The organism is Alteribacillus persepolensis, assembly GCF_900099605.1.
GTDB lineage: Bacteria > Bacillota > Bacilli > Bacillales > Marinococcaceae > Alteribacillus > Alteribacillus persepolensis.
The window spans coordinates 107,216-120,714 of the sequence record NZ_FNDK01000003.1 but is presented as its reverse complement, the minus strand read 5'-3'; the positions used below and the strand labels follow the sequence as shown (position 1 = coordinate 120,714).

At 42.2% G+C, this 13,499-nt stretch carries 13 protein-coding genes; 3 read left to right on the top strand and 10 right to left on the bottom strand.

Annotation, left to right across the window (positions count from 1 at the left end; translation table 11 throughout):
* Window positions 1-8: 8 nt before the first annotated feature.
* The 4 genes from BLT18_RS04780 to BLT18_RS04765 all read right to left on the bottom strand — a co-directional run bounded on the left by BLT18_RS04780 (window position 9) and on the right by BLT18_RS04765 (window position 3,675).
* Window positions 9-773 (bottom strand): tyrosine-protein phosphatase, encoded by a 765-nt coding sequence (locus BLT18_RS04780; protein WP_091271722.1) that lies wholly within the window; start codon window positions 771-773, stop codon window positions 9-11.
* A 166-nt stretch (window positions 774-939) separates the two neighbouring features.
* Complete coding sequence (locus BLT18_RS04775; RefSeq protein ID WP_091271721.1) at window positions 940-2,055, bottom strand: hypothetical protein; 1,116 nt, start codon at window positions 2,053-2,055, stop codon at window positions 940-942.
* A 102-nt stretch (window positions 2,056-2,157) separates the two neighbouring features.
* Window positions 2,158-2,772, bottom strand: coding sequence for a flavin reductase family protein (locus tag BLT18_RS04770; protein ID WP_091271718.1), 615 nt, complete (start codon window positions 2,770-2,772; stop codon window positions 2,158-2,160).
* A 402-nt stretch (window positions 2,773-3,174) separates the two neighbouring features.
* Entirely contained in the window at window positions 3,175-3,675 is a 501-nt protein-coding gene (locus BLT18_RS04765) for a flavin reductase family protein (protein ID WP_091271716.1), read from the bottom strand.
* Between the two features lie 408 nt (window positions 3,676-4,083).
* On the opposite strand from BLT18_RS04765, the gene BLT18_RS04760 reads away from it, so the two are divergent.
* Together BLT18_RS04760 and BLT18_RS04755 are read left to right on the top strand one after the other, a co-directional pair.
* Window positions 4,084-5,331 (top strand): YheC/YheD family endospore coat-associated protein, encoded by a 1,248-nt coding sequence (locus tag BLT18_RS04760; protein ID WP_175487378.1) that lies wholly within the window; start codon window positions 4,084-4,086, stop codon window positions 5,329-5,331.
* Window positions 5,332-5,365: 34 nt separating this feature from the next.
* Window positions 5,366-6,445 carry a YheC/YheD family protein gene (locus tag BLT18_RS04755; protein WP_175487377.1) on the top strand — a complete coding sequence of 360 codons (1,080 nt, stop codon included), beginning with the start codon at window positions 5,366-5,368 and terminating at the stop codon, window positions 6,443-6,445.
* 155 nt (window positions 6,446-6,600) lie between these two features.
* Here BLT18_RS04755 and BLT18_RS04750 read toward each other — a convergent pair whose 3' ends face one another.
* The 5 genes from BLT18_RS04750 to BLT18_RS04730 all read right to left on the bottom strand — a co-directional run bounded on the left by BLT18_RS04750 (window position 6,601) and on the right by BLT18_RS04730 (window position 10,898).
* Window positions 6,601-7,773 carry a pyridoxal phosphate-dependent aminotransferase gene (locus BLT18_RS04750; protein ID WP_091271712.1) on the bottom strand — a complete coding sequence of 391 codons (1,173 nt, stop codon included), beginning with the start codon at window positions 7,771-7,773 and terminating at the stop codon, window positions 6,601-6,603.
* A 449-nt stretch (window positions 7,774-8,222) separates the two neighbouring features.
* Entirely contained in the window at window positions 8,223-8,660 is a 438-nt protein-coding gene (locus tag BLT18_RS04745; RefSeq protein ID WP_091271710.1) for a hypothetical protein, read from the bottom strand.
* Window positions 8,650-9,108 carry a DUF2243 domain-containing protein gene (locus tag BLT18_RS04740; RefSeq protein WP_091271709.1) on the bottom strand — a complete coding sequence of 153 codons (459 nt, stop codon included), beginning with the start codon at window positions 9,106-9,108 and terminating at the stop codon, window positions 8,650-8,652. The genes BLT18_RS04745 and BLT18_RS04740 overlap by 11 nt, the downstream gene beginning before the upstream one ends.
* 123 nt (window positions 9,109-9,231) lie before the next feature.
* Window positions 9,232-9,864 (bottom strand): hypothetical protein, encoded by a 633-nt coding sequence (locus BLT18_RS04735; RefSeq protein WP_091271708.1) that lies wholly within the window; start codon window positions 9,862-9,864, stop codon window positions 9,232-9,234.
* Between the two features lie 140 nt (window positions 9,865-10,004).
* On the bottom strand, window positions 10,005-10,898 hold the full coding sequence (locus BLT18_RS04730; RefSeq protein WP_091271707.1) for an ROK family protein: 894 nt from the start codon (window positions 10,896-10,898) through the stop codon (window positions 10,005-10,007).
* Between the two features lie 248 nt (window positions 10,899-11,146).
* Here BLT18_RS04730 and nagE point away from each other — a divergent pair, with 248 nt between their 5' ends.
* Window positions 11,147-12,514: an N-acetylglucosamine-specific PTS transporter subunit IIBC gene (gene nagE / locus BLT18_RS04725; protein ID WP_091271706.1), complete on the top strand. Its 1,368-nt coding sequence runs from the start codon at window positions 11,147-11,149 to the stop codon at window positions 12,512-12,514.
* A 242-nt stretch (window positions 12,515-12,756) separates the two neighbouring features.
* On the opposite strand, the gene BLT18_RS04720 is transcribed toward nagE, so the two are convergent.
* Window positions 12,757-13,497, bottom strand: coding sequence for an SIS domain-containing protein (locus BLT18_RS04720; RefSeq protein ID WP_091271705.1), 741 nt, complete (start codon window positions 13,495-13,497; stop codon window positions 12,757-12,759).
* Window positions 13,498-13,499: the final 2 nt, after the last annotated feature.

Here is a 13,499-nt window from a genome sequence, read left to right as displayed (position 1 = left end):
TGTTTATATCAAAACAGTCCCAAAAACTTTCTTTTTTTAAGCGGTTCGGGGGACTCCATCCGCAGTTGTTTATTATTGACAATATCAGCCGCGTTTTGTTTCAGCATCTCTACATACTCTATGCCAATGTCTTTTTCAAGAACGCGGTATGCTTCGTGTATGTTAAACGGGCGAGTGTGTGTGTTATGAGCATCTGATGCAATAATGTGTGCCAAATGACGAGTCACTAACCCCTCGGCAAATTGTTTTGTTCTTTTATCCGCACGTGCGCTGAAACAGTGAGCAGTCACTTGCGTCAAGGCACCGTTTTTAACAAGATGATAAAGAACATCCGCCTTTTCTACAAACGTTTTGTTGCGTTCCGGATGAACGATGACCGGAATATACCCTTGCGTTTGCAAATCAAAAAACAGCTGCTGTGTGTATGGCGGAACTTCTACAGAGGGAAATTCAATCAGGACGTACCGGCTATGATTAATCGGGATTGCATCACCTTTTTGAAGCTCTTCGGCCAAATAGCTGTGCACCCGGTTTTCCTGGCCGCTGACAACAGTGAGAGGAATGTTCTCTGCGGCAAGCATGCGGTTAAAATCATGAACCATTACCGCGATTTCATCTCCTCGGTTGACGAAGGCACCATTGCGATGATGCGGCGTGGCAGCCACCGTGTGAATGCCTTTTTCTACTGCTGCGCGCGCGAGTGCCAGGCTGTCTTCATCGGTTGCTGGGCCATCATCCACAGCAGGCAGTATATGAGAATGGAGATCTATCATTATCTGCTCTCCTTTGTGCCAAATTCACTATAATCGATATTTCCTGCAAGCTTTGTTTCATCATCTTATCACGTTTCCACGAAATTCTAAACTATTTTCTCTCCCTGAAAATCAAAAATTGAAATAATTCTGTCGCTTTCATGAAAGGAAAAATACCCAACTTCAGTCACAAGCAGTCTGGCACATTGGATGGCATATATTCATGATACAGCTGATAGTACCAAGCTTCTTCCTTGCTTCGAATCAAACATGTCGTTTGCTGCTGAATTTGTTTAAATTCTTTCTCCCCTATGACATTGTTAGCATGGGCGCGGAGAATAGATGCTTCTGATTGGTTCAAAAGAACAGGTGATGCATGTCCATGTAAAAACGGTGTTTTGACAGAAAGTGAAAAGGATGCACCTATTTTTTGCACGATACGCCCCATTGCAGAATCGGTCAGCGCAACAGCAGCTGTACCAGCAACTTCAGCTGCTTTTTTCAAAGCAAAATAATACGGTACTGCCTGGCGTATCAGTTCGCGATTCCAACCTTCCACTGCATAAATGATGTTTGGAATGGAAGTAATTAATTCTGCTGTGTTGTACACATAAGTGTAATGTTGGCTGTCAAGCGTTCGTGCCGCTTGTTGAACAGTTTTGTTGTTTTCACTAGAGATAAGCCCCGCCCAACACGTCTGTCGTTTGTCAGCCGGACATGACACCACTAGTTTATAACTGGCTTCATCACCAAACAAAAGCACCACTGTATCTTCATGAGACAATTTTGATACCGTACTGTCTCCCGCTGGCGAAAATGACCTCCAGCCGATACGCCGCGCAAACACATGACCAGGCGGAAACGTATACACATGCCTGACTGCATGGTGTAGCGCAAAGATACTTGTAGAAAACAGATAATGACCGTTTGCTGTTTGGCCATAATAAAATGGAGCGAGACTGTGCCTATCGCGCGCCGCAAAAAAGGTGTGATTTACCGTATCCACAATAATACAAAAAAATGCCCCTTGAATGTCATGAAAAGCCGCTGTTCCGACATGTTCAAAACGTGACAGAACTATTTCCTTTATTTCATGTTCAAAGCTGCCAATCATCCAGAGCGTACGTGAAGAATTGGCTTGCATACTACTATGTTTGGAGAATACAGTGAATGTGTCTTGACCCAGACCAATGTGTTTTAATACACCGTTATTCTTTTCTTCATCAGCCTGATGAAAGCTGTGAATGACATCCTTCATAACCGCTGCTGACAGACGGCAGCTGCTCACAAACACGCTGTCCATCTTCTTTCACCTCTCCCCATATCCCCGATTCCCACGTATTATTCTTGTGTCTTTTACAGAGAATATACAAAAAGGATCCGGTTTCCCGAATCCTTTGTTTGTCTATTTTGGCAAATGATAGGGCTTGTGAAGAGAAGCATAATTACCAGCAAGACGCGCAAGCGGCTTCCAGGCTTCTATATCTGTTTTGAAATTGCCAAGATACGCATCTTCATTTACATGAGCACAGACAACTTGTCCGAATACCATGTTTTCTCGACCAATAGAAACAATGCGATCCAGTTTACATTCAAACGCAATCGGCGTTTCTTTTATAGATGGCACGTCAATCATACGTGACGGTTCTGGCGTTAACCCTGCTTTGTCAAATTCACTAACATCCGGTGCATGCTGGAGCGAAGATTCGTACATTTCGTTCCCCAATGCTTCAGGAACAACATTAATGACATACTCTTCTGTTTCTCGAATATTCGAAAGGGTATCTTTCACTCCTCCTTGGTGTTCTTTAGGAGCTGGGGCAATCGTTACTGCTAAGGTTGGCGGCTGGCTGGATGCAACCGTAAAAAAACTGAATGGTGCAACGTTGTAGATACCGTCACCGTTTTTCGAAGAAATCCAAGCAATTGGGCGCGGCACGACCGATCCAATTAACAACTTGTATATCTGCTTTTTTTCCATTTCATTTGGATAAAACGCATGTGCACCGTTATTTGGCATACGTAACTAACTCCTTTCTCTTCCTTTTTTCACACAAATATTAAAAACATTAACCTCTTCTAAAGATTAAAAAACTTTGACAGGGCAAGTTTCCTCCCTGCACTTATACTAATTTCTTCCACGTATTAACGGCACCGGCCACTCACTCAGGCTGACGTTTGATACGTTTCCCTGCGCAAAATAAATGATATGACAGCACGATGGATGTTGTTTGCTACACACACCATTAACAACATGTTTATAAACATGTTTATAGAAAAAGCATAAAGACCGTAAGAATGACCAGTTCCCTCCACACTTTTAGCGGACTCTGCTTACTCATCAAGATGGAAGGGATGACCTGATACATGGTATATGCTAAAAATAAAGAGAACCTCCGATCAACCGGAGGCTCTGCTTTTTTTATTCATTATAAAATTCAGCTGGAATTGGACCGAACTTGCGGCGGTGATAAAGCATTGGGTCTTTTTCACTGTCAACTTCAATGTCTTGCACTTCACCGATTAAAATAGTATGGTCACCTGCTTCTACTTGCTTAAATGTCTTACATTGCAAGACCGCAAAAGCATCCTTAATGACCGGCAAGTTATTTTCAGAATTATTCCATTCACAAGTGCTGAAGCGGTCTTCGTGCTTACTTGCAAATGTTTTGCATAACTCTTGTTGTTCTCCTGCCAAAATGTGGACAGCAAAACCATCTGCTTTTTGGAATTCTTCTAGCGATGAAACGCCGTGGTCAATGGACCAAAGCACCATCAGCGGATCAATTGAAACCGATGCAAACGAGTTAACCGTTAACCCGACCGGCTCACCTTGCTGCGTGTTCGTTGTTACTACCGTAACACCAGTTGGATAATTCCCCAACGCTTCTTTAAACAAATCTACTTTCTCTTGTGTCGGCATGAAAAGTTCCTCCTTCTTTTCTTACAGTGTTATGGCCAGGGGAAGTCGACTGCTTCCTGCCTCTGCTTCCAATATTCTATGAACATAACCCCAAATCCTGTTTGAAGCTGTCCATTTTTGTCAAAAAATTAACAATCTATTATGATACCGTTTTATTTTAACATACCTTTCGTGATTATGCTTGCTTTCCAACTGAAAGATTTCCTCTTTATCTCCCATGTTCTCATATCCTCTTTTACTCTCTGAATCTAACAACCACCCTGCCTGTCATGGAAAAACGAACTGCTTTTTCTGTCCATCTTTATCACAAATCCGATAAAACAGGTATTTGCCCTGCGGTAAGTATCCATCCGTGAAAAGTCTATGCATCATAAGATATCAAAGTCTCACGTAAAGGGGGTTACCTACTTGGACACAGCTGAGAACAAACATGCAGGAGGCGAAGAAGCATTGAATCATTTGAACCATGCAGCACCAAGAATGCTTGCTTATAACAGCAGCATAGATAAAAAAAAGCTTGCATTGAACTTGGAGAAAAAGAAAAAACATGATCATTTCGGGGTTTTAGTATCTGCGAAGAACTTTCATTCTCTCGCCGAACAAAAACCGCACTTTCGTACAAAAAAGTTAATTCAAGTCAATCAAAAAGTTGCTCGTTTCCACTTATACTTTTTCTGTGTAAGTTCTATTGATATTGACAACCAGCTGATTAAAGGCGTGTACTATGATTTTTCAGACAGCACGTGGAAAACCGGTTTCTTCCCTTATCCGGATTTTCTTTACCGGCGCGGTGGAATCGGCAAAAAATCTAAACGGCGTTATCGCAAATTTACCCAGCAATGCAAAAAAAAGCGCATCTATTTGTTAAATCCATCTTCGCTTGGCAACTGGGATGTGTATCATTATTTTCAATCCATCAGTTCCTTGAAAAAGCACTTACAAGAAACAGTTCTCTACCAATATCCTGATGATTTATATGACATGGTTGATAAACATCGAATCGTGTATTTGAAAGGGTTAACCGGCCGCAAAGCGAAAAACGTTATTCGTATCGAATTGGGTCTTGACGATCGTTACCGCTATCGATACTATAACGCGGCACAAAAAAAGGTAGAGACCATTGTTTTTAAAACAAAAGAAGACATGATTCCGTATGTGCAGCATTTTTACAAAGGTAAAAAGTTTATGATTCAAAAAGCAATTGATTTATTAGAAATCGACAACCGTCGTATTGATCTGCGTGCCGAGCTGCAGCGCAACGCCAATGGATCCATTTCTATTTGCGGTATCAGCGCAAGGCTTGGAAAATCGAAATCACCAGTTACTACGCATGCTGATGCGATGACATTAGATGAGTTATTCAAATATTTAAAGCTGACGACTGCTGAAAAAGAAAAGCTCTGGATAAAAATCGAAACGTTTTTATCTAAAGTCTACCGTGCCACAGAAAACAAATTCGGTACGTTCGCTGAAATGGGAATTGACTTTGCGCTTGATGAAGACTACAACATTAAATTTATCGAATGCAACAGTCAAAGCGCGAAAGTATCACTGTGCAAAGCCCATGGAGATAAAGCATTAGAACAATCGCTCATTAACGTTTTGCTTTATGCCAAGTCATTACAAAGACAGCGTCTAAAAAAGAAAAGCAGTTAACACGCACAAGTGTTAAATGGAAAGGAGGTTTTTTATGATAGGGATTGTCCTGCCTGCCCGTCTCATGAGAAACGCTATGAGAGGCAGCACAAGTCACCCCACCATAGATTATTACCGGCAGCTTGCACGAAATAATAACATTGATATTTGTTTTTATTCAATGAAACAAGTTTCGTCAAAAAAACGAACCGTTACCGGACTCTTTTACAACCACAGCTTTGATATGATGACGAAAAAGGCATTTCCGCTTCCAAAAGTAAATGTCTACCGAGTCGGGTCGTATATGCGAAACCAAACATCAATCAACAAAATAAAAAGACTGCGTAAAAACGGCTATGCTTTTTTCCATGCAGTGACAAACAAAGAACGCAGCAAATTCAGCGTCTATCAATATTTGGCGTCTAACCCGAAAACCGCCAAGTATATGCCAGATACCGCGATGCTTTCTTATTCAACGCTGGTACAAATGATTGACCGTTACGGTAAAGTCTATATTAAACCCATCCGCAGCTCACGAGGAAGAAATATTCATGTATTGGAGTCCAAACGAGATGGGTTTGTAATGACTCACATCGCAAATTTCCAGGAAAAGAAAACGAAAATGGCAAAAGGCGAACTATATGACCATTTCGAGCGCACGTTTACCGAACCGGAGAAATTTCTCGTTCAACAAGCCGTCCAGTCAGATACGTACAAAGGCAAAAAATTTGATTTTCGTATATCACCGCAAAAAAATAAGCACGGCCGCTGGCAAATAACCGGAATGATTGCCCGAATCGCTAATAAATGTGAAAACATTACCAACCTTGACCAAGGCGGACGTGTAAAGTATAAACTGTCGCCGCTTATTAACAAAAGTACAAAAAACAATATCAAGAAAGCATGCATCACCATCGCAAAAACGATTGAAGCGAAGTTTCCGCAAGTCATTGACCTTGGACTGGATATGGCAGTCGATAAAAACGGCAATGTGTGGATGTTAGAAGCTAATTTCCGTCCTTACCGGCGTCGTATCAATATTCGTCATACACGCATTCCATTTCAATATGCCGTCTGGTATTACCGGCAAAAGTTCTCCTCTGCTAGCAGTAATCAGTCACACACAGCTATTTAGGTTCTCTTTCTGGTTTGGCCCTGTAATGAGAAAAGAACTGCCAGGGCCTGCCCTTACATAAAAATGCCAACTTTTATCATCTTTGTTTTAAGACAAAAATGAATGTCCCTCACGCTTGCTGACGGACATTCATAGATATCAATTACCCAGTTCTTCTATTCTAGAGGAAATTGCGCGATACGCTTACCAGCTTCTTGTAATCTTTCTTCGGAATCCAAAAGCCCAACACGCACATAACCTTCCCCGTGTTCTCCAAACCCTCGTCCAGGCGCTACCGCAACGTGGCATTTTTCTAATAACACGTCTGCAAACTGTTCAGAAGTATATCCCTTTGGAACCGGCAGCCATGCAAAAAAGGTCCCTTGCGGTGCACGCACGTCCCATCCCGATGCCTGCAGTGAAGACATGAATGCGTGACGTCTCGATTCATATGTATTCACCAGCTGCTGCACCGAACGCTGACCACTGTTTAAAGCATGCACAGCTGCTTCTTGAACAGCGCCAAATAAGCTCACATACAAGTGATCTTGTAACAGATTAACAGCTTCTATCATCGATGCATTTCCCACGGCCATGCCGACACGCCAGCCAGCCATATTGTACGTTTTCGACAGTGTATACATTTCTACTCCGACCTCCGCGGCACCTGGTGATTGCAAAAAACTTTGCGGTTTTCCAGAGCCAAATCCGATAGCCCCATAAGCAAAATCATGCACAACCCCTATTTGATGCTGCTTGGCAAAAGCAACTGTTTGATCAAAAAAAGAGCGGTCGGCAGCAGCTGCTGTTGGGTTATTAGGATAATTTAAAAACATCAGTTTTGCTTTTTCTCTTATTTCTCGGGAAATATTGTGATAATCCGGCAAAAAGTGATTTCTTTCTACAAGCGGCATCGTTTCTACATGTGCTCCCGCTAAAGCCGTTCCAGATAGATAATCTGGATAACCTGGATCGGGCAGCAGCACGGTATCTCCTTCATTCAGAAGACACTGACTAATTTCCACCAGTCCGGTTTTTGCACCAAACAAAATCGCAACCTCGGTATCGGGGTCGACATCTACATTGTATTCTCTTCGATAAAAAGACGCCGTCGCCTCCTTTAACTCTTGACGGCCGCGAAATGGTGAGTACTTATGGTTGGCCGGCTTCTCTGCTGCTTCTTTTAATTTTTCAACAATATGTGCGGGGGTCGGCATGTCGGGGTTGCCTTGTCCTAAATTAATCACATCGTGCCCTGCTTGTTTTAAATGTTCTACTTTTTTTACAAGACTAGCAAAAAACTGGGTTGGAAGCCTCTGTAATGCATCTGATTGTTTAAATTGTGCCACAACCTCTCTTCCTTTCTATTTCTGTTTCTTTTAGTATGATGGTTTCCTACTGTTATGAAAAGAGGATTCGACCACATTCGAATATATTCCCCAGGAAATGCCGTATGATGCTGCAAAGCAATATAAAACGCACAAAACTCCTTACAAAAGTCTGTTCAGCTACGGTGACACCACGGAACGAATCCTGTCGCAAGAATCTGCAGCAAGCTCTGCACAGCGTACCGAATGCAGGAAGAGCAAGAATTCTTATACCCATAGTCATCCGAGAATAAATCCTGAGCGGCCGGAACTTGAATGCAAATATGAGTACACCGTATTCTATCTTTTCTTAGCAGCGTTAGAAAAACAATGTTTTGCATGTCTCTTCATTCTTTGTGTTATTCAAGTAAAAAAAGCCCCTATATAAGAGGCATTAGAATACAAAAAAGTCTATGTGTTTCACCATTGGTCTACTGAACGCCAATTTCCTCCTGATAGGCAATTAGACTTTCGTTTTCATACAGCAATTGATGCTGGTTAGTGGCCAGCACCACCTGCACAATATCGCCTTCCTGCAATGATCCAAGATCATAGTAATGTCCATATAGACGACCTTGCTTTGTTCCATTTATATAAAGATGCGCATGCCCTTCATGATAGCTTCCCTTGTTTGTGCCCACCTTTTCTGGAGTAAAGGTGAAATTCTCTACCTCCAGCATAAGAAGCCACTGCTCTGTGTTATCTTTCATCAACTTGCCGCTTACATCCGGGACTGGCTGGTTTTTTGGAACGTGCAAAACCTCGTGGTAATGCGCTTCTCCGCTCACATGACTATTTTCTAGATGCAGATGCACCATCACCGACACAAAAGCAGTAATCACAACAAAGCTTATAATCCTATACCACATAACTATTCCTCGCGTATCGATAAATCACATATCCAGCCAAAAACAACCCAAGGCCGATCGCCAAAAAACCTAAGTCATATAACAATGCATTCGGATCCCCAGGCTTTACACGGTGTATCTGTAACAGATGATGATTGATAATACCTTCTAACAGGTTAAAAACTCCTCCTCCTATGAGGAAAGAACCAATTAACAGCTGAACTCCTCTAGTCACATCTGTTGGCTTGCCAGCTATCCACAACACCAGCCCTCCACCGATTAGCGTAATCGTTACGGCCAAATGAAAAAAACCATCACTCATAATTTGTCCCTGCCGAGTTGTTTCCATTACCACACTGTGCCATTGCAAAAGCTGATGAAAGATAATACCATCTAGCGCTCCTAACGTTCCAAATCCCATAAGAAAACTTCCAATAATCAGAAACTTCCTCTTAGCTTGAACCGTCATCCGTCTGCCTCCTTTTTCACTGTTTCATTGATTCATTATTTCCTAAAACAAGGAATTAAAACCAATTTCGTGTGAAAAAGAAAGTGGTAGAGCTAGATGAGCAGCTTCATACTGATTTTTTTCTTATAATTGCAATATTTTTTGTTCGGCTATGTACTTGATAACCTCCTCCGCCTCGAGTTCGCTGTTTACGTAATATCTGCTTCGTTGAGGGGGGGTCGGTTTTTCAAGGACATTGAGTTTATAACAGTACCGAAACAATAACGTAATAAACTGCCTCAGTGTAGAAGATTGATAGGTGGTAAATGGCTTCAATTCACCGGCAAACGTCTCGTAGTACGTTTTGGATGAAAAAGGTTCCTTGCCTTTCCATAACTCTAAATAACGGAGAAATTCCCGAAAGAAATCCAGACTGACTGCATATGTCTGAGGTGTTTTTTTAAATTTCAGAACCTTTTCATCAGCCATATAATATAACATGAGTGTGTCCTGCTTGCGTTGATTAGCCAGCACTGCCGGCTCACTAGCTGCTTGACGAAAAGAGCTGAACCCTTCCTGTACAGCAATGTCTCTGTTTTCCTGAACGGCAGCACTCACTTTATTTACACTTGTTTGTATACTATCACCAGTAACAAATGCTTCAATTTCAGCTAACTGTTTCATATACATTACGGCCTGTTCAGCCTTGTCGAATTCATGTGATTGAATGGATGCTTGTAGAATATCCTGCAACTTTCCTTGCAGTTGTGATGACATACGGTAAAGCTCCTTTCTAGTTTTCTTCCTATTTAATTGTACACAAAGTAACAGGTTATGGCTATTAAAATTAAAGCGTTTTCTTCAACTAGTCCATCAGTCCCGTCTGTAAGTCCTGTACACTATTCACATCATACATATTATCCCAACAAGTTAGCTGCCCCGACAGCAGAAGCTTCTGTCTTCAGAGACGCCTTTCGAACCCTTGCTGGAATCATCACATGTCTTTTCACATATGTTTCAATCTCGTTTATAAACATACCTTCTTTCTGAAGTACACCACCTCCCAATACAATGTCATCAATATTAAGTAAATGAACAGCATTGACCAACGCAAGCCCAAGATAACCGGCACCTTCCTTGATTACTTGCTGGCACCACTGATCACCTTCCTCTGCCAATGCAATAATACACGGCATGGCAATCGCTGCATAAGAGCCGCCTTTTGACTGCGCTTTCTTCTCTAATGCTTGTCCAGAGGCATAATGTTTTAAGCAGCCTTGGTGGTTGCATGAACAGGAAATACCATTTCTTTCTACAGCCATATGGCCAATTTCTCCTGCTCCTTTTAGCAGCTTTCCATGTTTCACAATGCCCGCTCCAATGCTTGTTCCTACGGACACATATAAAAATGAAGCATGCTTGTCATTGGCTGTATCAAGCTCTGCTAATGCTGCTGCATCTGTGTCATTGCATAAGTAAACCGGAAGCTGAAACGCTTCTTCCAAAAAACCTCCAATAGGCAAATCGTGTATTCCCAGACTTTGTGCATATCGTATGGTACGGTTAGTATCATCAATGATTCCAGCACAAGCGATTCCTATTCCCATTAATGTATAACCATACTGTTTTGCACGATCATATAACTGTTGAATGGTGTGTTGGACAGTTCGCAAAAGTGACGTATGTGCATCCCCAGCTTGCGAAAGTGTCGGGTACTTTAAGGTTTGAATGATGTTATTTTGATTGTCGATTACCACTCCTAATGTTTTCGTCCCCCCGATATCGATGCCTATTCTCGCTGTTTGCTGCATGTTTACATCCCCGTTTCCACATTATTTATTAGCAATATAACATATTTATACATCAAAAAATATCTGGATGCTTTTATCTATTTTTCTATCATAAAGAGACAGAGGGCTTCATTCTTTCATAAATGGCTAACTATTTAAGCGCTCTAGTGGTATAGACAACTATATATTACAGTGTTATACTGTATTTTACAATGCTATTGATTAATTTTCATTGTAATCGCTTACTTTACACACAAGGGGGTTTCATCATGCTTAGTTTTTTACAGCGAATCGGTAAAGCCCTAATGCTCCCGATTGCAACATTGCCCGCTGCCGCTTTATTGCTTCGTTTGGGGGAAGAAGACTTTTTTGATATTCCCTTTATGGCAGCGGCAGGATCGGCTTTATTTGATTATTTACCTCTTATTTTTGCTATTGGTGTTGCGGTGGGGTTATCCAAAGACGGTAACGGAGCTGCTGGACTTGCCGGTGCGATTGGTTTTTTAGTCTTGCAAGAAGGCACAGCTGCCGTGAATGAAGAAATTGATATGGCATTTCTCGGTGGTATTCTTTCTGGTATTGTTGCTGGTCTTTTATATAACCGCTTCCATGGAATTAAATTGCCAAATTGGCTGGGCTTTTTTGGCGGAAGGCGTTTTGTTCCAATTGTTACCGCCGGCTCTATGGTCATTTTAGCTGGCATTTTCGGATTTGTTTGGCCGCCTATCCAAGCAGGGATTGACAGCATCGGCCAATGGATTATCGATGCAGGAGCAGTTGGCGTTGGCGCTTACGGATTTCTCAACCGTCTCCTTATTCCCATTGGATTGCACCACGTTCTAAACAGTCTTGTCTGGTTTGAATTTGGTTCGTTTGAAGGAGCCACTGGTGACTTAGACCGCTTTTTTGCTGGTGACCCAACGGCTGGTATTTTCATGGTCGGTTTCTTCCCGGTGATGATGTTTGGTCTTCCCGCAGCTTGTATCGCGATGATTTTGGCTGCTAAGCCTGAACGAAGAGCACAAGTAGCTGGTCTTCTAGGGGGACTTGCATTTACATCGTTTCTTACCGGTATTACCGAGCCAATTGAATTTACATTTATGTTCTTGTCCCCTCTCTTGTACGTTATTCATGCTGCCCTGACAGCTGCAGCAATGGTAGTCACATACTTTGCCGGTACATTGCATGGTTTTGGCTTTTCAGCTGGTGCAATTGACTATTTCTTAAACTTTAATATTGCAACAAGGCCTCTGCTGCTGGCTGGAATCGGCCTGGTGTTTGCGGTTATCTATTTTGTTGTCTTTTATGCAGCTATTAAAGGATTAAACTTAAAGACACCTGGTCGTGAAGATGAAGATGATGTGGCATCTGCAAATGATGCAGACGACAAGTATGGCGCGATGGCTGCTGCATTTGTTGATGCCTTAGGCGGATATGAGAATATCCAGAGCATCGATAACTGCGTGACGCGCCTGCGCCTAAAAATTCACGACATGGATAAAATTAATGAAGAAAAAATTAAGCAAAATGGTGCACGCGGAGTAATGAAAGTAAACAATACTGACTATCAAATCATCGTTGGCACCGACGTGGAATTCGTCGCTGATGCCATGCGTAACAAACAGCCAAACGAGTAACTGGCAAAACAGAGCTGTCCCATAAAACTGGGACAGCTCTGTTTTTACACTGATAGGAAAGGGTAACACAATCACATGGATAAATTTTCGACGTCGCCAGCACATGAAAGAAATCAGTAAAGGAGCAAAGTTCAGCTTATCGCTGAACCCTTACAGCGAAAGTCGCCGTTTTTTACCTTTTCATCCTTTTCATCCTTTGACTACATTCCACATCCCTAAAATGGAACAAAAAAGAGCTGATATCAGCTCTTTAACAGAGGTATCTGTTGTTGATACGCTTCTACCATCTTTCGGTTGTGTTCATCACTGCCTTCTATATTAGCACTCTGAAAGATAGGAATATCCATGTCTGCTTTTGTTAATTGATGAACTACTTCTGCCATCATCCCTTGAAGTATCGCAATGTTTATCAGTGAGGACCCTGGCGCAAAGCGCAATGCGGACGGTGATTCCGTCTGAAGAAGTGCATCTCCTGCTGGAATATGATTGTCCAACACGATGTCTGCCACGTTGTGCAAATGTTTTCCTGATGTGTGGCGCGACGCTTGGGATGCAGCATATGTGGTCGACGTTAAACCGATCACAACAGCGCCCGCTTCTCTTCCAATCAAAGCAGCATCAATAGGAACACCGTTTCTGCCCGACGTAGATACAACAATCAGCACATCTTTTTCTGTCAGGGGGACCTTTTCCATAAAAGAAACAGCCCATCCTGGCTTACGTTCTAGCTGCGATGATTGATTAGGCCCTTGATGAAGCATCAATGTCTCTTCTAAAATCGGATATACAGGAACAAGACCGCCAGCACGATAAAATAACTCTTCAGCCATCATATGTGAATGCCCGCAGCCAAAAACATACACCAAGCCGCCGCCGCTTATTTTGTCAGTAACTGCCGAAGCCGCTTCTTGAATAACTTGTTCTTCTTTTTTCTCGACTGTTTCCATGAGCTGCTTAATTTCAGCCAGATAATTAGTAAACATAA